Here is an 18,419-nt window from a genome sequence, read left to right as displayed (position 1 = left end):
ACGCTTTCATCAAACTCTCCAATGAACATGCAACGGGCCATCACTCGAAAACTCCGATACATCTTTGTCGAAATCTTCGGGAAGAGATCATCCGGATAAGTACCGCTGGACTATCTCACGACAGGTTTCTGATAGGCCGCGAGAACTTCAGCGACGATGATTTCAAGCGGTGTGATGCTCGCGGCGGTGACGTACCAGGCATCGGGATCGACAAAGACCACCCTGTCGCTCTTCCAGGCTTTCGTCTCTTTCAACAACGGGTTTTCTATTTCCGCCGCCGTCAGTACAGGTTGGCGCCGCATGACGGAGGTCCGGTCGATGATGAAGATAATATCGGGATCAGCCGCCTGAATGAACTCGCTGGTCACAGGCTGGCCGTGCAACCCGGTCTCCTGCGCTTCATTAGCTGGCTTCACGCCGAGCGCGTGAAACACAAATCCATAGCGCGAGCCTGCGCCGAAAGAGCTGAACGCTCCATTATTGTGCATGATGACGAGCGCGCGTTCCGGGCGGCTCTGAGCGATATTTCTGAGCTCCTCAATCCGGGCGTCGAGCCCGGCGACCTTCTGTGCCGCAACCTCTTCCTTGCCGAAAATCCGCCCCAGCGTCATCGCATGTTTCTTGACGGTCTCGATGTGATCGCTGCCGCTCTGTCGATAATCGATGTCGTAATGCAGCACGGGAGAAAACGCCGTGATCTCTTCGTAATGTTTCGCCTGCAAGGCAGTCATCAAAACGAGATCCGGCTTCAGGCCATAGATGCGCTCGACATTCGGCTTCACGATAGCCCCGACATCCGCGACATCGGGATCCTCGCCATATGCCGAGAGGAAATGAGGGACGAAATCCTTCGGCAACCCCACCACCGGCACGCCGAGCTGATCGAGGAAATCCAACTCGTTCATATCGAGTGCCACCACTCTTTCAGGACGGTCCTGCAGAACCGTCACTCCGAGGGCGTGCGGGATCTCGATTGTCTCGAAACTGTCCGGAGCCGCCTGGGCCTCCACAACAGTCGTCCCGGAAGCCGCGATCAGGAAGAGTCCCGTCAACGCAGCAAATGTGTGACCGAACTTGGCTTTACCTATCATCATACACCTTCACTCATGTTGAAGTAATTGCACACGCGACCGCTCGCGGTAGGGAGGATTTCCAGGTTGATGTCGTAGAGTGCCCGCAGGCGATCCTCGGTCACGACGTCCGCGACCGGGCCCGCTGCATGGACCTTCCCCGCCTTGAGAGCCAGGATGCGATCCGAGTAATTCGCCGCGAAATTTATGTCATGTATGACCACGACCACAGTCCGGCCGAATTCGACGCACAGCGCGCGAAGGGTCTGCATGATCTCGACCGCGTGCCGCATATCGAGATTGTTCAGCGGCTCATCCAGCAACAGATAATCGGTGTCTTGCGCGATGGTCATGGCCAAGAAGGCCGTTTGCCGCTGGCCGCCGCTCAGCTCGTCGATATAGGCCTTCCGAAGGGGTCCCAGGGACGTTACCTCCAGAGCCCGATCAATCGCGGCGTGATCCGCCAGCGTCAATGCACCCCGGCTATGGGGAAAACGGCCGAAGCCGACAAGCTCCTCGACAGTCAGACGGAGATTGAAATCCGGCGCCTGGCGCAGGGTTGCAACCTGTTTGACATACTCTTCGACCGGTATGCCTGCAACAGGATCTCCATTCAACGAGACGCTGCCGCTGGTCGGCGGCAGCAATCGCGCCATCATCATCAGAAGCGTCGACTTCCCGGCGCCGTTGGGGCCTATGAGCGAGGTCATAGAGCCTCGGGGAAAATGCGCCGTGACCCCCGAAACGACGGATCGCCCGGCATAGGATTTGTGCAGATTCTCAACGTCGATCATAGGTCGGTCCGGGGGCGCGCGACCAGCACCAGGAACCAGGCCCCGCAGGCGAGATTTACCAGAATACCGATTGTCGTCTTGTAGTTGAAAACATGCTCGACCATGAGCTGGGCGACCATGAACATGACCGCTGCAACCACGCTGCCAAGGGGCAGAAGGACCCGGTGCCGAAAATTCCCCGCAAGCAGATAGGCCGTGTTGGCGACGAAGATCCCCATGAAGGCTGTCGGGCCGAGCAAGCTGGTAGAGACCGCGACAAGGATTGCGATAAGCGCCAGCAAGAACCGCACATGGCGTTGATAGTCGACACCGAGCGAGGTCGCCTGCTCCCGTCCGAGCGCGATCACGTCGAGATATGGGAGGGTTTTCCACACCAGAACGCAAACCGCTCCGGTAAAGACCGCCGAGAATGCCAGTCTCATCGGTGAAATTCCTTCAAAGGACGCTAGCGCGAAGCCTTGAAAAATCGCGAATTCACCGGGGCTGATCTTGAGCTGGATAAAGTGGGTGAAAGTGCCGATCACCATGGTGAGCAAAAGACCGACAAGGAGCGGAAAATAAATGTCCCGGTGCGCATGGCCGAGAATCCAGCGATGCAGCAAGAAGGAATAGCCCAACATGAACAGGATCGAGACCGCATAGTTTCCGATCTCCCCGAGCAGATGCAGGCTGGCGGTCCCGATAAACAGAAGCAGCAGGGACTGGAGCAGCAGATAGACGGACTCATATCCCATCACGGCCGGTGTCAGGATCCGGTTTCCGGCAATTGTCTGGAACATGATCGAGGACACGGCGACGGCAATCCCGCCGACCATCATGGCTGCAAGTTTGGCCAGTCTTCTGGGAATGATATAGGCCGTATCGAAGTCCGAACCTGCCAGAACGTAGAAAACTGCCAGCAGCGGAAACGCCACCAACAGGAGCAACCGCATAGACCGGCCCGTCATCGATGTTTCCAGATGATGAGAGCCAGGAACATCGTCCCTCCTATTCCGCCGACCGTTAGGCCGATGGGGACTTCGAACGGATAGATGATCAGCCGGCCCAGAATATCGCAGGCAACCAGCAGCGTTGCCCCCCCCATGGCGACCACGGGCAGGGTCCGGCGCAGATTGTCGCCAAGCCAAAGCGCGACGAGGTTGGGCACGACAAGGCCGACAAACGGCACCGCCCCGATCGTGATAACCGTTACCGCCACTGTGATGGAAACAAGGAACAGGCTCAGGGTGAGCATGGCCGGATAGCTCAGGCCCAGGCTGGTCGCCATGTCCTGTCCCATTCCGAGCAAGGTGAACTGACGGGCATAAAGGTAAGTCACCAGAACGACCGGCAGGATCACGTAAATGATCTCGTAATTCCCTTGGATGACCTTCGAAAAATCACCCAGCAACCAACCTTGCATGCTTTGCGCGATGTTGTTTGCGTAGGCATAGGATTCAGCCAGCGCGCCGAGCACGCTGCCATACATAAGGCCGATCACCGGTATGAGGATCGTATTCCGCAGTCTGATCCGGCGGACAATGGCGACATAGATCAGACTTGCGATGAAACAGCATGTCATCGCGAAGGCCGTCCGGATAAGCGCCCCGGCAGACGGCACCAGGACGACACCTGCGAGGACCCCGAGCTTGGCTGCGTCGAGTCCGCCGGTTGTCGCCGGTTCGGCGAAGCGGTTGCGCAGGACCTGCTGCAAAATCAACCCGCAACAGGACAATCCGACGCCAGTGAGAATCAGCGCCGCCAGCCGTGGCAGACGGCTCGCCGACAATGTGAGCCACCCCGTCCCCGAAAAAGACAAAAGCTGGTCAACATCCAGCGGGTTCGCACCGATTGCCAGCGAGGTGCCGCACAATAGGACCAGACAAAGCGGCAGCCCGGCACGCTGCGCGAATGAGGAGAAATGGCCCCGCACACTCATGCGGCCGACCCGATACGCCATCCTCTGGCCGCACGCCGCTGCTGCAGGAAACGGGCGTAGACACCGTCGCGCGCCGCCAGGTCGGCATGCGTTCCTTGCTCCGCGATGCGGCCATCTTCCAGCACCAGGATCTCGTCGGCCATCTGTATCGTGGAAAGCTGATGCGCGATAACGATCACCGTGCATCGGCCGCGCAATCGTTCAAGCGTCGCCGAAACAACGGCCTGATTTTCGGCGTCAAGGGCAGCCGTTGCTTCGTCGACCAACAGGATCGGAGCGTCTTTCAGCAGCGCACGCGCAATGGCAACCCGCTGACGCTCCCCACCCGAAAGCCGAACGCCGCCTTCACCAACGGACGTTTCATACCCGTCCGGCAGGCGTGTCACGATTTCGTCGACGCCGGCAAGCTTGCCCGCGTCTTCCAGCTCCGCCTCGGAGGCGTCCGCTCTGCCCAGCCTGATGTTCTCGGCGATGGTTCCTTCAAAAAGATATGTATCCTGAAAGATATGGCTGACCTGGTCGGCCATAACCGGGCCGGACACATCACGCACATCGACGCCGCCGACGGAAACGGCACCACCCTCGACGTCCAGGAAGCGGGCGATCAGGCGCAGAATAGTGCTCTTGCCGGAGCCGGACGCGCCCACAAGGGCGACGAACGATCCGGGCGCTGCATGCAGGCTGACCCCGCGCAGGACTTCCTGTTGATCCGGTCCGTAGCGAAACCGGACATCGGTTAGATCAATAGAACCGTCGCGTGGAATTTTCGTTGTTATCGGCTGTGGCATCGGAGCGGTCGACAGGACGTCCTTGACGGCATCAAGCTGATTACGGGCGGCCCGGATTGAGTCTCCATAGCCCGCCACGTCGAGCAGGGGCTCCACGAACCGGGTGACCAGGAACAGGGCCACGATCATCGCTATCGCGGCGTCCACGCTCAATCCGGTTGCGAATTGTTGTGTTCCAAACAAAAGCAAGGCGGCAAAAACTGTCTGTACGAGCCAGACATTCAGGACAACAGAAATCATGGAAATGGAGATGAGCTTACGCTTGTCCCGTTCCTGCCGGTCGAAAGCCTCGTCGAGGGCGGTAGAGACACTACCAGTCGCCCCGAACGCCCTCAAAACTGACTGTGCTTGTGCGAACTCGACCAGGCGAAGACCGGTATGCGCGGCACTGCGGTGATACTCCCTGTCAGCCATCCGTCCCAATCGGGCAGCGAGCAGAAACACAAGCGCGAAAACCGGCAGCGCAGCCAGCGCGATTGCCCCCATCCGCCAATCCAGGGTGAGCAACGCGCAAGCAACAACCACAGGGACAACAACACCGCTGAAAACAGGCGTGAAGACATGGGCCGGGAGTTGCGCGATCTCCATCATCCCATGTGTGATCATGTGGCTCAGCCGTCCGGTGTTCTCCGGCGTGAACCACCCTATCGGCAACTGCGCCACATGCTCGCCAACGCGCTGGCGTGTGCCGCGTAACACTGCGATACCGACATCAATGCCGGCTTTCTCAACTTGCCGACGGAACAGCCAGCTGACGATCACGCACAGGCAAAAGAAAGCGAGCCAGGGTATGGCGTTCGCATCGCCTTTGAACAGAATGGCCAGTAGCGGCACAAGGACACTGATAGAAAGACCGCTCATCACACCGTAGCCGACTGCCATCAAGAGGTAGCGGCGGAAAACAGGGGCGTCCGGGCCGAGAATAGTCAGGATCGATCCGATCATCGGCCGGCCCCCCTTTGCGCTGCCGGAGCGTCATAGCAACCGGCATCCCAGAGCCTTGCATAACGGCCTTCGCCGGCGAGCAGACTCTCATGCGTCCCCTGCTCGCAGATCCGTCCCCTGTCCAATACGATGATGTGGTCCGCGTGCATTATGGAATCCAGCCGGTGCGCGATAACCATCAGGCTCTTCTGCCGCACCAGATGAGACAGCGCGTCCTGTATCAGTGCCTCGCTCTCGGCATCAGCTGCGGACGTTGCCTCGTCCAGGACGAGAACCGGCGCATCCAGCAAAATCGCGCGCGCAATGCAAAGACGTTGCTCCTCCCCGTCGGAAAACACGGCATCTCGTCCAATGACCGAGTCATATCCTCTCGGCAAGACCGCAATGCGGTCATGAATATTGGCCGCCCGGGCCGCAGCTTCGATCTGTTCTCTCCCGACCGCCGGACGCCCCAGGCCGATATTCTCGTGAATACTGGCGTGGAAGGTCCGCACGTCCTGCGACACGAAGCCGATATGACGATAGAGATCCGACGTGCCGATACGGCGCAGATCGGCACCGCCCAGCGTTATCCGTCCATCCTCCGGATCGAAGAAACGCAAAAGCAGCCGCGCAATTGTGGATTTTCCGGCACCGGATGCTCCAACAATTGCCAGCATCTTGCCGGGCGCAAGCACAAAGCTGACGCCGGACAGGGTCTGATCCGCACCGTCATAGGCGTAGGAGACGTTCTCGAACCGGATTTCGGAATCTCGTGGGCGTTCTTGTTGCTCTTCTCTTGGCTGGGAAAGCACAGGCGTATCCATAAGGGCCCGGACTCGGCCTGCCGCGCCGGTCGCCTGCGCAACGCCGTGGGCAAGGAAGCTCAGGAGCATCAAAGGCGCAGAGATACATGGCGCCACCAGTGCGAAGGGCAGGACATCCAGCGGTTCGATCAATTTCAAATGAATAAACAAAGCGCCGAAAACCAGGACGACAGAAAGCACGCTCACCGGTGCGATCAGGGCGTTGGCATTTGCCATCGGCGCCACTAGCGGTCGGGTGAAGCTCAGAAAGCCCTTGAGAAAAGCATCGACCGCACGTGCATAGGCCTGGTGTGGCTTGCCCGCAGAGCCGAAGGCCTTGACCACGTGAATGCCGTCGACGAATTCCACGACAGCCTTGTTGATCCCTTGTTGCCCTTCCGCGAAGTCCCTCATCCGATCAGCGCTGATCGATTTCTTTGCCATGCCGAAAAGCAGGTGGAAAAGCGGAAAGGGAAGCAGCGATATCGTCGCCATTTTCCAGTCGATAGAAAACAGATACGCCCCGGATACGGCAATCGCACCGATACAACGGGCGCGCGTGGTGTAGAAATGCGCCGTCAACTCATGCAGCGCATCCATATCGTCCAGCAAAGCTTGCTTGACCTCGCCTGAAGCGCGATCCGTGAACCAGCCGAGCGGAACCCGGGTCAATCTGGTCGCAAGTGCCCGGCGCAATTTCGTGGTGACCCTGTCATCGGCAACATGCGCCAGCCACTCCCCCACCGTGATAAGGACAAGGCCGAGTGCGAGGCAAGCCACCCCGGCCAAAGCAGCGCTCCAGAGCATGTCGCTTTTTGCGGCATCCGCCAGAATGCGCTGTGCATTCCAGGCAATCAGCGCCAGCGGAACGAGGGTCAGCGCCTGCCCCGCACCCGCCGACAGGGCCGCGATACCAAGCGTCCTTCTGACTGGGTGTAACAACGTCTTGATCGGGTCGGCATGCGCGAGGCTCGGCCTGGACATTAGTGCAGCTCATAAATGTGTCGGTGTTTAGCGCGGGGAGCCGAAGATCCCGGGGGACCCCCGGCTCCCTGTTTTGCCGTCAGAACAGGAACAGGCTGATCAGAATCGGAGCTTCAGGGCCAGGCCGACCTCACGCGGTTCTGCCATGTAGGCGGAGACCCCTCCACTTGTCCGATCAGTGTATTTCTGCGTCGCCACCCGATTGTCGAAAATGTTGTTCGCATAGGCGAGCAGTTCCACATTCTCCGTCGGCATGTAGGTCACCCGGGCATCGGCGATGGTGTAGGCTTCGACCCGAAGACTTGCGTCATTGGTGTCGTTCGAGAAGTAGCTGTCGGTGTGACGGACCGAGGCGCTGAGCCGGACTTCCGATGTGACGTCCCAATCGGCTCCGACATTGAACATATATCCCGGCGCCTTGGCGAATTCGTTGCCGACGAATTCTGATCCACGATAGTCACTGAACTGGCTGATTTCCGTCTGAAGAAGCCCTGCTCCACCATGAATGTTGATCGCATCAGTGACGTTGTAGCTCGCACCGAGCTCCAGCCCGTAGGTTTCCGCTTTATCCGCATTGATGATGACCGAACCGAACGGAATGCCGTCGAGATAATCGGTTACGGATCGCTGGGCGTTTTCATATTCCGTGTAGAACAGGTTACCTGTCAGGAACAATCTGTTCCCCAGAAAACCAGCACGGGTAAACAGCTCGTAGTTCCAGGCCGTTTCCTCCTCGAATGTGTAGTATTCTCCGCCACGAATGTTGACGCCCGTACCGCCCGGCACATACCCCCGGCTGATCAACGCTCCGACGGTCACATTGCTCGAAAGGTCATAGGCCAGAGAGATCCGGGGCAGGACGGCACTGAAGGCCTTGCCGTAATCGTGATAGGCGCCGGAGACGTAGCTGTTGACCCCTTCATGTCCGATCCAGTCATATTGGTACCGAAGCCCTCCTGTGAGTGCCCAGCGGTCCGCAAACCGCCATGTCAGCTCACCGAACGGGCTGGCACTGTGATGGGTCAGATCGGCATCTGCCGAACCCAGGGCATTGTCCAGGCGGTTGTTGGTCAGGTCATAGGAATAATAGAGCCCGGCAACGCCGCTCAAAGATGAGCTTTCGGTACCGAAATTCACACGGGTCTCATTTGCGACAGTGCTGTTGTCCCTGTTCGCAGATCCGGCGAAAGGTGCTGAAAATCTGTAGTCGTAGACTCCGACGGAATACTGGATCTTGTTGGTGACCGTAACGTCATCGGCAAAATCGTAGGTGACGTCAAAAATGCCGACATTGTTTCTTGATGTCTGATTGTCCTGATACCCTTCGGCGTTATTGAGGTCATCATAGGGCTCGGAAGCCGCCTCGTACCGCGGGCGATTCACATCTGTGTGCGAGTAGGTCAGCTTCGCTTCAAGACCGGGAATGTCCTCCGGCTGCCAAAGCAGCTTCATACGGGTGTTCAGATTTTGCCAGTCGAAGTCAAAGTCACGCGCCGAGAAATCCGGATTCGTATAGTCGATGAACGTGTCCCGGCCGCTGTAATCGATCGCGACCCGTGCCGCAAAATCGTTTGAAAGCGCGCCGGATGCCATCAAGGACGCGCGTTTTTTGTTGCGAGAACCATAAAGCGCCTGAGCCGCGTATTCCGTGGCGAAACTCGGGTCCTTTGTATTGACGATGATTGCGCCCGCAATGCTGTTCGCACCCTGACTTGTTGTCTGTGGGCCCCGGTAAACTTCAACTGAATCGACATCCCAGGTTCCGGCAGCGCCGAAATCCAGTTCTGCCGCGTTAAGATATCGCCCGTCGACATTAATGGTCACACGCGGGATGGGTTTTGCCAGATATGCGCCGCCGAAATTGATCGGCCCTTTGGCATCCACACCGCGAACAATCGGCGCATCGGTGTTGCTGGTGTAGAAAACATTCGGCGTGTTCTTGAGCAAGTCGGGAACCGTCATCGCGGAGGGCGCGTCTGCGATGTCGTCCTCGGAAATCACAGTGACGGAACTGGCTGTCTCTTTCAGCGTCCGCTCCACCTTCTCACCAGTTACGATGATATGCGGCAACGCTACCGTGCCCGCATCTTTGTCGAGACCCTGAGCGGATGCCGATAGCGCGCTGAGCGGTAGAAGAGCAGCTACGCTGACGGCGAGCATCCAGCTTCGTTTGGACGCTGGGAAATTCCCTTTCCGTCCGGATGATCCTGTCAAACTCATAAACAGACGGAAATCTGGTCGAACGTTCATCGCTTATCCCCATGGCGATTTAGTTTCATATATATAAACTAATTGCTATTTAACATGATATGCATCGTCAACACTAAAAAAGTCGAGCAGTCGATCATGTTGATTTTGTGTCGAAATTCGCGACGCAGGTATATGCTGGCACTAAGGCGCAATCGATGCGGCCGCATCGGAAAGAACGCCAACGGAGAGAATATGTGTGAACAAAAACCTAAACGGGGACGGCCCCCGAAGATCTCAAGAAAACGTATCGCCGAGGCCGGGATTGAAGTCGGCTTGCCGAAAATCACGTTTGTCGGCGTCGCATCTCAGCTCGGCGTCAGCCATATGGCGCTTTACAAACATATCTCCGGCCTCGAGATGCTGAAGCAACTGGTTGCCGAAGAAATATTTCTGAGCTGGTCACTCCCCGAGGCGCGGGACGGAGAAAGCCTGGAGGCTTTTCTGATGACGTTCAGTGCCTCTTTGTGGTCACTGGTCGCGGAAAATCCCGGTATTGCGCCGTACTTGCTGCGTGAGGATATGATCACACCGGCAATGGTGGAGAAAATAAACACCCATCAGCTCAAGACTGCGGAGACCTGTAATATCGACTTCGAACAATCACGCTGGCTCTTGTTCACAGTCGCCTACCATACTGTCGCGGTGGCCGACACCGTTCTTCCTGTCCAGAATGATGAGGCCGGACGGCAACAGGACATTGCCCGAAAAGAAGAACAAAGAATCGATGATGAATATTATCTCGGTGTACGCGCGCTTATTATCGGCGCCCTGTCATTAATAAGTGGTGTTGATAAAAGGGACCCCAATTTTTTGTGATGCATGATTCAAAATTGCTTTTGAAGAGTCGTTTTGGATAGAGGCGATATGGCGGATGATGACTGAAAATTGATCGGCGACTTGCTTCCCGCAACGCGGCTGACGAAGGTCATGGTTTTACAATGGCTGTGCGGGACCGGGGATGGTCACCGCTCGTCACGCGGCGACCATCAACGCAGACGCACCATCTTCTTGCGGGCGCCTGTTTCATCAATGAATAGCAAGTGCTCCGGATCAAGACATCACCTTGAATCAGATCCGACGCTCTCTGCCCCCCAGAGAGTCCGATAGAAAGAAAAGTGCTCAAAATTGGGTACGTTCCAGTGCGGATCCGAACTGTGTTACATTTACGTGTCCAATCAAATCGAATTGCCGTTCCCGTGCTTTGCTCAATCATCCGCTTCAGGGAAGTTGCAGCAGGCGTTTAACGAGTGTCCATTTTGGGGCGCACAAGGTCGATCTAGAGCGCTGTCCGGATCAACTTTCCCAGTCGCCCGCTACCAAGCCATATACCATCAGATCACAGCGGCAGTGACTCGCGCACCATCCAGGCCTCGCGCGACACGGATGCTCTAATCCACCCGCTAAGGACGGTCGCCGGAAGAGGTCATCTGGCGCCACGTCGCCCCGCTCGCGTCATGGAAATCAACAGCACTGGGGGCTTCCCGGACGGGTGACGTCTCGCTAAGTTTTAGCTCAAGTTCAGCGACACGCAATTCCAGGTTGGCCACTCGCTGCGCTGCGTCAGCATCGTTCGTTAGCCGCAGCTTGGTATGCCATTCCCGCTTTTCATGAAGTAGCCGAGGCCAGATTACCCCGGCCATCCATTCTCGGAGCTGAAGCTTCTTTGTACGGGCCACGAAGGAACTCCATTTCATGCCCGCCCAGCGGTAGAATTGCGGTGACTGGGCAACCAACAGCCACGACACCAAAGGCGCTCCACCGATCCACATCATGAAAGCCGTCCACTGATCGAAGACCAGAAACACCACTCCGGGAAGATAGATCAGGGTCCAGGCTTCGGCACGCCGCGGACGCCCCTCCCGAGGCGGCTCGGAGAAAGCCCGACGACGCTTGGGATCGTGGTACGCAAGATGTGCTGCCGCCAACGCGCTTATGGCGATTGCCGCCAGAGTAAGGATCACAGTCATCATTCCGCAGCCTCGGATTCTCTTGGCGCCGATGGGGCCTCACTGGCTGGTCGGCATGTCATGTAGAGCAGCCCTGCGCCGGCCAGGAGAAGCGAAAAATCAAGCACAATGACGGCGGTGTTCTGAGTGCTCAAAAGCCGTATCCAGCCGTCACCGCTGATCAGGAACCGGACCATCGGAAGAGCGAAGAGCATGCCGCCAAGAACCATCCTGCATAGACGGCGCAGCCGGTCAGCGTCATCAATCCACCATGCGGTGGCCAGACAGGCGGCGGAGGAGGCCAGGAAGCCGGTTGGCGTCCAGAAACCCGTTCCTTGCAACGGTAGGGATACAAAGAAGGCGAGAGTGGCACCGCATATCGCGATTGGCAGACCATACACCGTCGCCAGCACCAGTCGGCCGACCCTCTGCCATGTGAGGTCATCGGCGCGGCGTTTCAGCCAGAGCTGCAGGCCGGTGACCGTCACATAGGCCATGGCCAAGCCAAGACCGAACCAGATCATCCGGGAGAGAAAGCCCGCGAAAGTACCGAAATGCAGGGCCGACATAACGCCGAAGACTGTGTCTCCTGCGGACGGTACGGCGCCGAGAGTCGGCGGACTGCCCAGGAATTTCCCCGTCGTCCCGTCGAACAAGTGATGGAACGGCCGAAATCCACCCTCCACCGGCTCATGGAAGACCGAGATACGAGCATCGACCCGCCCGAAATGCTCGATTGATATAAAGGTCGTCCGGGTGCCGGCCAGTGCCGACGACTGGCGCAGCACACCATCCAGACTGACCAATAGCTCCGGTCGCGGATCTTCCGCCTCCGGCGCCCCGATCACCGCCTCGACCATGGCCGCCTGATCGCCACCGAAGGCAACGGCCGCGACGACCGGCAAACCGAGCGATGTGGCGAAGCTGAAGAATGCCCCCGTGAAGGCCAGGATAATCGCGAACAGGAGTCCCCAGCTACCGGCGAGGATATGCCGGTCGCGGGCCCGTAGCAGTCTGCTCGAAAGCCTTGGAGCCAGAAACAGGTCACGGATGAGATGACGGTGCAACAGGAAGCCGGAGATCGCCGCGGCCAGCATCACGAAGCCAAGCAACCCAGTGAGGTACAGCCCCCAAGGGTGGGGCACGTGAAGGGTGATATGGAGATCGACGAAGAAGCGTGCCAGCGCGTCGGCCGCGTCGGCGGTAGGTAACTCCGACCTGAAGCCTTCCTGCCATGAGATCACTTCATGGGTGTCGGTATCGAGGGCGACCATCACTCCCTTATCTTCAAGGCGGCCCGCTGCGTTCTTTGCGTGGGTATGGAAAAAGAACCAGAGATCTCCGGAATGGTCGTAGGAGATCGAGATCTCTTCCTTGTATTCGTCTGGAACATCCGCCGCTGCCTTGGTTGTCGCCACGCCGACCCACCGGGCAAGCGGGTCGTGATGATCGGAACCGCTATTCGCCCAGTTGCCGATCTCGGCAGCGAAGACCGCGAGAGCGCCTGTCAGCACAACCACATAGAGCAGCAGCCCGAGAATGGCGCCAGACCAGCCGTGGATGGCAAACAGTCGTTTGGTCTGTTCAGTGGAAATGATTGCCACGGCTTACCCCAATACGCCGGTCGCAGCCAACACCGCCATGAGGCCTGTGACAGCGATCAATGCGGTGATGACGGAGGTTGCACGGATGAGATCCCGCTCCAGGCAGGCATAGAAGAAGACCGCTGCCCAGATCCCGGGAAACATCAGGATCGGAAAGACCAGATGATCGATTTCAGCCGCCCCATGCGGGAGCCAGAGCGGCAGGACCGCCATGATCGCCGCCGAGGCCACGAAAGCGCCCGGACAGCACAGGATCCAGCGCACGGCTCTCGGATGCCGGGTCAACCACGCCCGCGGCCCAGCCTCGCCCGCCAATGTGTCGCCCTTCTCACTGCCCTCAGTCATCACAGAGACCGATCAATTGTCAAAATGCGTACCCTCCTTAGAGAGGAGGCATGCCTGCTCTAGACATGCCCCCACCCAAAGCGCTGGATTTCACTTCCTTGCCCGATCGAATACCGGGCAAACAGCTCCCTAAAACTGCATGCGCAGTACGGCGCCGATGGTGCGACCATCGCCGATAGAAGCGGAGGTGCCGCTTGAGCTGATGCTCGTTATGTAGTCCTCGTCCAACAGGTTCCGCACGAAGAGCTGCGCTCGGAAGTTATCGATTTCGTAGCCGATCGAAGCATTCGCCAGGAAGCGCCCGTCTATTTCCTGTTGGTCGGTGTTGTTGATGTCGCCGTTCGAGAAATATGAACTGGTGTAGTTCATGTCGGCGGTCACGAAATAACCCTGTTGATGGCGGTAGACGCCACCGAAGGCCGCAGTGACGTTCGGCGCTTCGGGAAATTCATTACCCGCGCAATTGCCACCGGAAGATGCGCATACATCACCTTGCAAATCATTGATCTCGGTCTTCAACAGGCCAAGGGAGCCGAACAGCGTCAATCCGTTACCATGGTTGTAACGTCCTTCAATTTCGGTGCCATAGGAATAGGAATCGCCGACATTGAATGTGTTCGTGAGCGGGGCGAAATCCGGATTTACGACGACGATCTGCTGGTCGGTGTAGTCATTATAGAAAACGTTGGTGCCGACGCTCAGTCCGTTCAGAGTGGAATCGTAGCGATAGGACAGCTCATAGGTCCATGCGTTTTCCGGGTCGACGTCGTTTTGCAGGTCTGTGCCGACAATGCTCTCCGTGAACCCCTGGCGATAGCCGCGTGACGCGACCGCCGAAACTGTGTTCTCGGTGTTGATCTCGTAGGAGAGTCCGATCTTCGGCAACCATACGTCAAATGTCGCGTCGATGTCGTATGCCGTCGTCCCGGACAGGGCGGAATAGAAGTCTGACTGACTTCGAACATGGTCACGCTGGTAGCGCAATCCGCCCAGCAAGGATATCGGCCCATAGATGTTGTATTTGAGGTCGGAGTAGAGTGCCATGCTCTCGGTTTCGGACCGGCTGGAGCCAGACTGGAACGGCGAAAGCACACCGGTCGGCCCTGAGCCTAAATATGCGCCAAGATCGATCTGAATGTCCGAATCGTTCTCCTGGACAAAGTTCCCGTAGAAGGCTCCGATCACCCCAGAGAGGCCGGAGCCGTCCTCGTCGTTGATCTCGATGCCGATATCCTGGGTAAAGTCTTTCCCGTCGCGGAGGCCATCCCGCAGGTATATCGGCGACCCCGGAGCGCTGAAAATATTGAGATCGGTGTCGATGAATGAAGAAATCGACCGAACGATCAGCGTGTCCGTCAGGAAATAGGACAGATCGGCGATATAGTTGTTAACGTCGATATCGCGTCCTTCAGACGAGAGGCCCGATCCCTCGAAGACCCTGTCGGAGAACGGTTCCGAAACGAATGCCGTCGCGGTCTGGTCATGCGCGTGATTTATGGTGAACAGCGCGCGCAGGTCGGGAAGGGCCGCGGGTTCGATCAGCGTCTTTGCCCGTAAGTTATAATATTCGTCTTCCCCGAAAGGCTCGTTCAATGGGTCGACGATCCTGATGTCCTTCTCTTCCCTCTGCACGTCGCCGCTGAGGCGGATCGCGACCTGATCCTCGACGATGGGCGCGGACACCATGACACTGCCGCCCGTGGTATTCGGGTCGCCGAAGTTAAACTGCGCCGCGCTTTCGTGGTAATAGGTCGGGTCCTTCGATTTCAGCACGACCGCTCCGGCAAGCGCCGCCCGTCCATACAGGCCGGATTGCGGGCCGCGCAGCACTTCGATCTGTTCGAGGTCCCAGGTGCTGCGACCGCCGCGACGCAGACCTTCAGAGTTCTGCGTCGCGCCATCGATGATAAGTGAAACCAGTGTCGCCGGATTTGAAATGTCGCTGATGCCATCCGCGTTCAGGCCGCGAATCTGGAAGGTGTCGCTCCCGCCGTCTGTATTCACCCGCCTGACGTTAGCCATCGTGTTGAAGCTGTCGAAGGTGTCGGTGATCATTAAATCCTGGACCTGCTCCGACGTCACGATGCCGACGCTCGTCGGGGTGTCGCGTAGCGAGCGTTCAATCTTGTTGCCAGTCACAACAATGGGTTTGATCGTGATCGGAGCGTTATTCGCCTGCTGGCGCGCAAGGACCACGTCGCCCGAAGGCGAAAGCGAATAGCTGAGCCCTGTGCCAGCCAGCATAGCATCGAGCGCCTGAGCGGGCGTCAGCGTGCCGTCCACAGGCCGGCTCGAGACGCCGGAGATGATGTCGGCGGGAGCCACGATGCGCACGCCGGTCTGCGTATTGAACACAACAATTGCGTCCGTCAGCGGCTGAGCCAGAACCGCAATCGGCGCCGGATTGGCGTCGAGCGTCCCTTGGGCGGCGGTTAAGGTAGCCGAAAACGCGAGCGCCGATGCAAACCCGAACGCCGCTACGTGGCGAAGCTTGAAGTCAAATACCGTCATAAAATTGTCCCCCGGCGCGTCGCGCCATTTCTGCCCTCTTACATCTCAAACGGATGGGGAGTGCCGTTTCCAAGGGGCGGTAGGGAAATTTTCAGTCAGGCGTCTGAAGGTCGAACAGGCTGCCGTCCGGCGACACGACGGCAAGGAAGGGCGCCGCCGTCACAGCGCCACCGTGCAGACTGGCGGCCAGTCGAAGTGTCGCGATGGGATCGGCAAGGGAGAACACACCGCTGACACGAGCCGCGGCGAGGTTTCTGTCCGTGATCACGATTCGGCCGCGAAACCGTCGGTCAAGCGTCGCCGCAAGGTCGGACAGCGGGGTATTCTTCGTAATGGCTTGATTTCCGCGCCAGGCAGCGATCGTCGCGGGGACGATGTCCGTGCGTACAACCCGACCTTCGGGAAGAATATGAATTTTTTCGCCTGCCGAAAGCATGAAGCGCTGGCCATCACGGGTCGCTTCAACCTGTCCCTTGGCCACGGCGACGCTGACACCGTTGCTGCGCTCGACCACGAAGGCGGTTCCGATCGCCCGTGCTGTCAGCCCGTCCGCTTCGACCAGGAACGGGCGGGCGTCCTGAACTGTCTCGAAATACGCAGCGCCTTCAAGCAAGACGAGCGTACGCCGATTGGCGTCGAACTGCTCATCGATTGCCGAGCTTGCGTCGAGATAGAGGAGGTCGCCGCTCGTCGCCGTGAAATGCCGCGGTGCAGAAGCTTCCGTGCTGTAGTCTGACCGATGCCAGAGCATGGCCTCCGGCCCTAGAAGGACGCCAGCGAGAAGCGCGACGGCCAGAACCAGGACAGCGGGAACGCCGCGCTGCCTGTGCCGTGGCGCGGGATGTGCGGCTGCCCAGGTTCTCGCGACGCTGGCATAGGCGCTGCGCTCAGCATCACCTCGCGCCAGAAACGCTGCGCATGCTTCCTGCTCCGCAGCCCCGTCCGGGCATTCCTCAAGATCGAGAAATATGTCGACGGCCTGCTGGCGCAGCCGCTCACGTTCATTATCCATCTCTCATGAATATCGCAATCTCGACGCGAGGTGAACGGTGATCAAGCCCACTTTTACGTCTCATGGTCCGCCAGTCTGCGATCCAGGTGCAGCAGTGCGTTCCGCACCAATTGATGCGCGCGTTGGTTTGACACGCCGAGCCGCGCGCCGACTTCCTCGAACGACAGGCCGTGGACGCGCCGCAACTCGAAGGCCTGTCTTGTTCTGTCCGGCAGCTCGGCGAGCGCCGCATCGGCACGCCTGAGACCTTCGCGCGCGAGGTGTATCCGCTCCGGATCGGGTGCTGTGGCCGTATTGATTAGGCCAGATTCGACGAAGTCGCGCTCCAGCTTCGTCCGACGTCGCCAATCGAACGCAAGATTGCGCACGATCCGGCGCACGATCAAAAATGCTTGAGTAGGATCGTAACTCTTAGAAGCCCATCGGATCCAGCTCTCCTGAACGAGGTCCTCGGCCGTCGCCGAACATCCGACAATAGCCTCGGCTGTGGCCAGCAGCTCGCCACGCCGATTGCGGTATAGCCATTGGCTTTCATCGTCGCTTGGCGGCTGGAGCGCCATCAATCCGCCTCCACTTAAAATTTATCGAGCTGATTACAAAGAAACCGATAAGTCACCGTAATGCGACTGCGATCCATTCGCAACAAATGGTGCCGCTTATATTCGGAAGCACCGGAGAGATTAGGGGGCCACGCTGCGTGAAGCGGTTAGGCTGTACCTCTACATTCCTACTGCGCCTAGTGTCGATTGGCACGTAAGGAGCAAGATGAACATCTTGCGTGCGCGGGCACGACTGACATTCCCCATGATACACGTCTTTGTTCTTTCCATCGGGCCAGTCAACGTCAGAATCCTTGCCGACCGCTGCTCCCGTAACCCGGGAACGAAGTTCGTCTTGTTGATTGACCATAAATGTACTCCGTCAGGCCAAACGTCATTGAGTCGGGGTTACCAGTCGTTATGGTCTGTTTTGCCTGACTCTCAGGGAGGATAAACTGCTGGCACGACAACGAAAACTCCCCTCTGCTCGAGATTACGAACGACCGCTTTTGGTTGCTTGCCGTCTGACAGCATTCAATCCCCTCGAACAAAAGCGCCGGCCCCATCCGGGACCGGCGCTCAATGTATCTCAAACCTTAAGCAGATCAGCTCAGAGCTTCTGCACCGTCTCGAAACCCTCGAACTGCGGGTGGCCCTGATAGAGCGGTTTCCGGTCGGCATTGCCTGCGTTGGCGTGGGCCTTGCGGAAATGCTCGGATTTGGTCCAGGCGACGAAGGCGTCGTGGTCCTTCCAGAGCGTGTGCGAGGCATAGAGGGTGTGGTCTTCGGCCTCGGCGCCCTTGAGCAGGCGGAACTCGACGAAGCCCGGTACCTGGTCAAGCTGGGAATCCCGTGTCTCCCAGACGGTCTCGAAATCCGCTTCCGAGCCCTTGGTGACCTTGAAACGGTTCATGGCGATATACATTTG

The 18,419-nt window shown here is 58.3% G+C and carries 15 protein-coding genes; 1 reads left to right on the top strand and 14 read right to left on the bottom strand.

What is annotated here, in order from left to right; genetic code table 11:
* Positions 1 to 110 precede the first annotated feature (110 nt).
* The 7 genes from ABJ076_RS10935 to ABJ076_RS10905 all read right to left on the bottom strand — a co-directional run bounded on the left by ABJ076_RS10935 (position 111) and on the right by ABJ076_RS10905 (position 9,444).
* The gene (locus ABJ076_RS10935; RefSeq protein WP_348190058.1) at positions 111 to 1,094 is read right to left on the bottom strand and encodes a siderophore ABC transporter substrate-binding protein; all 984 of its coding nucleotides are present in this window, start codon (positions 1,092 to 1,094) and stop codon (positions 111 to 113) included.
* A complete protein-coding gene (locus tag ABJ076_RS10930) occupies positions 1,091 to 1,864 on the bottom strand; it encodes an ATP-binding cassette domain-containing protein (protein WP_348190056.1) in 774 nt (257 codons plus the stop codon). The genes ABJ076_RS10935 and ABJ076_RS10930 overlap by 4 nt, the downstream gene beginning before the upstream one ends.
* The gene (locus ABJ076_RS10925) at positions 1,861 to 2,811 is read right to left on the bottom strand and encodes an iron chelate uptake ABC transporter family permease subunit (RefSeq protein ID WP_348176567.1); all 951 of its coding nucleotides are present in this window, start codon (positions 2,809 to 2,811) and stop codon (positions 1,861 to 1,863) included. The genes ABJ076_RS10930 and ABJ076_RS10925 overlap by 4 nt, the downstream gene beginning before the upstream one ends.
* A complete protein-coding gene (locus ABJ076_RS10920) occupies positions 2,808 to 3,782 on the bottom strand; it encodes an iron chelate uptake ABC transporter family permease subunit (RefSeq protein WP_348190054.1) in 975 nt (324 codons plus the stop codon). Before ABJ076_RS10920 ends, ABJ076_RS10925 begins: the two co-directional genes overlap by 4 nt.
* On the bottom strand, positions 3,779 to 5,515 hold the full coding sequence (locus tag ABJ076_RS10915) for an ABC transporter ATP-binding protein (RefSeq protein WP_348190052.1): 1,737 nt from the start codon (positions 5,513 to 5,515) through the stop codon (positions 3,779 to 3,781). The genes ABJ076_RS10920 and ABJ076_RS10915 overlap by 4 nt, the downstream gene beginning before the upstream one ends.
* Positions 5,512 to 7,284, bottom strand: coding sequence for an ABC transporter ATP-binding protein (locus ABJ076_RS10910; protein WP_348190050.1), 1,773 nt, complete (start codon positions 7,282 to 7,284; stop codon positions 5,512 to 5,514). The genes ABJ076_RS10915 and ABJ076_RS10910 overlap by 4 nt, the downstream gene beginning before the upstream one ends.
* Before the next feature lie 99 nt (positions 7,285 to 7,383).
* Positions 7,384 to 9,444 carry a TonB-dependent receptor gene (locus ABJ076_RS10905; protein ID WP_348190048.1) on the bottom strand — a complete coding sequence of 687 codons (2,061 nt, stop codon included), beginning with the start codon at positions 9,442 to 9,444 and terminating at the stop codon, positions 7,384 to 7,386.
* 282 nt (positions 9,445 to 9,726) lie between these two features.
* Here ABJ076_RS10905 and ABJ076_RS10900 point away from each other — a divergent pair, with 282 nt between their 5' ends.
* Positions 9,727 to 10,350, top strand: a complete 624-nt coding sequence (locus tag ABJ076_RS10900) for a TetR/AcrR family transcriptional regulator (protein ID WP_348190046.1) — start codon at positions 9,727 to 9,729, stop codon at positions 10,348 to 10,350.
* A 584-nt stretch (positions 10,351 to 10,934) separates the two neighbouring features.
* Here ABJ076_RS10900 and ABJ076_RS10895 read toward each other — a convergent pair.
* The 7 genes from ABJ076_RS10895 to ABJ076_RS10865 form a co-directional block, all read right to left on the bottom strand.
* On the bottom strand, positions 10,935 to 11,504 hold the full coding sequence (locus ABJ076_RS10895) for a hypothetical protein (RefSeq protein ID WP_348190044.1): 570 nt from the start codon (positions 11,502 to 11,504) through the stop codon (positions 10,935 to 10,937).
* The gene (locus ABJ076_RS10890; protein WP_348190042.1) at positions 11,501 to 13,084 is read right to left on the bottom strand and encodes a PepSY-associated TM helix domain-containing protein; all 1,584 of its coding nucleotides are present in this window, start codon (positions 13,082 to 13,084) and stop codon (positions 11,501 to 11,503) included. The genes ABJ076_RS10895 and ABJ076_RS10890 overlap by 4 nt, the downstream gene beginning before the upstream one ends.
* Positions 13,085 to 13,087: 3 nt before the next feature.
* A complete protein-coding gene (locus ABJ076_RS10885; RefSeq protein WP_348190041.1) occupies positions 13,088 to 13,429 on the bottom strand; it encodes a hypothetical protein in 342 nt (113 codons plus the stop codon).
* Positions 13,430 to 13,558: 129 nt separating this feature from the next.
* Positions 13,559 to 15,940, bottom strand: a complete 2,382-nt coding sequence (locus ABJ076_RS10880) for a TonB-dependent receptor (protein WP_348190039.1) — start codon at positions 15,938 to 15,940, stop codon at positions 13,559 to 13,561.
* A gap of 91 nt (positions 15,941 to 16,031) precedes the next feature.
* Positions 16,032 to 16,952, bottom strand: a complete 921-nt coding sequence (locus tag ABJ076_RS10875) for a FecR domain-containing protein (RefSeq protein WP_348190037.1) — start codon at positions 16,950 to 16,952, stop codon at positions 16,032 to 16,034.
* A gap of 53 nt (positions 16,953 to 17,005) precedes the next feature.
* Positions 17,006 to 17,512, bottom strand: coding sequence for a sigma-70 family RNA polymerase sigma factor (locus ABJ076_RS10870; protein WP_348190035.1), 507 nt, complete (start codon positions 17,510 to 17,512; stop codon positions 17,006 to 17,008).
* Between the two features lie 589 nt (positions 17,513 to 18,101).
* Positions 18,102 to 18,416 (bottom strand): antibiotic biosynthesis monooxygenase, encoded by a 315-nt coding sequence (locus ABJ076_RS10865; protein ID WP_348190033.1) that lies wholly within the window; start codon positions 18,414 to 18,416, stop codon positions 18,102 to 18,104.
* Positions 18,417 to 18,419 lie beyond the last annotated feature (3 nt).

The organism is Nisaea sp. (assembly GCF_039990255.1).
GTDB lineage: Bacteria > Pseudomonadota > Alphaproteobacteria > Thalassobaculales > Thalassobaculaceae > Nisaea.
This window is presented reverse-complemented; position numbering and strand designations above follow the sequence as displayed.

Coding starts and splice junctions, on each gene's coding strand:
- ABJ076_RS10935 (WP_348190058.1), bottom strand. CDS start 1,094: ATGATGATAGGTAAAGCCAAGTTCGGTCACACATTTGCTGCGTTGACG.
- ABJ076_RS10930 (WP_348190056.1), bottom strand. CDS start 1,864: ATGATCGACGTTGAGAATCTGCACAAATCCTATGCCGGGCGATCCGTC.
- ABJ076_RS10925 (WP_348176567.1), bottom strand. CDS start 2,811: ATGACGGGCCGGTCTATGCGGTTGCTCCTGTTGGTGGCGTTTCCGCTG.
- ABJ076_RS10920 (WP_348190054.1), bottom strand. CDS start 3,782: ATGAGTGTGCGGGGCCATTTCTCCTCATTCGCGCAGCGTGCCGGGCTG.
- ABJ076_RS10915 (WP_348190052.1), bottom strand. CDS start 5,515: ATGATCGGATCGATCCTGACTATTCTCGGCCCGGACGCCCCTGTTTTC.
- ABJ076_RS10910 (WP_348190050.1), bottom strand. CDS start 7,284: ATGTCCAGGCCGAGCCTCGCGCATGCCGACCCGATCAAGACGTTGTTA.
- ABJ076_RS10905 (WP_348190048.1), bottom strand. CDS start 9,444: ATGCTCGCCGTCAGCGTAGCTGCTCTTCTACCGCTCAGCGCGCTATCG.
- ABJ076_RS10900 (WP_348190046.1), top strand. CDS start 9,727: ATGTGTGAACAAAAACCTAAACGGGGACGGCCCCCGAAGATCTCAAGA.
- ABJ076_RS10895 (WP_348190044.1), bottom strand. CDS start 11,504: ATGATGACTGTGATCCTTACTCTGGCGGCAATCGCCATAAGCGCGTTG.
- ABJ076_RS10885 (WP_348190041.1), bottom strand. CDS start 13,429: ATGACTGAGGGCAGTGAGAAGGGCGACACATTGGCGGGCGAGGCTGGG.
- ABJ076_RS10880 (WP_348190039.1), bottom strand. CDS start 15,940: ATGACGGTATTTGACTTCAAGCTTCGCCACGTAGCGGCGTTCGGGTTT.
- ABJ076_RS10875 (WP_348190037.1), bottom strand. CDS start 16,952: ATGGATAATGAACGTGAGCGGCTGCGCCAGCAGGCCGTCGACATATTT.
- ABJ076_RS10870 (WP_348190035.1), bottom strand. CDS start 17,512: ATGGCGCTCCAGCCGCCAAGCGACGATGAAAGCCAATGGCTATACCGC.
- ABJ076_RS10865 (WP_348190033.1), bottom strand. CDS start 18,416: ATGTATATCGCCATGAACCGTTTCAAGGTCACCAAGGGCTCGGAAGCG.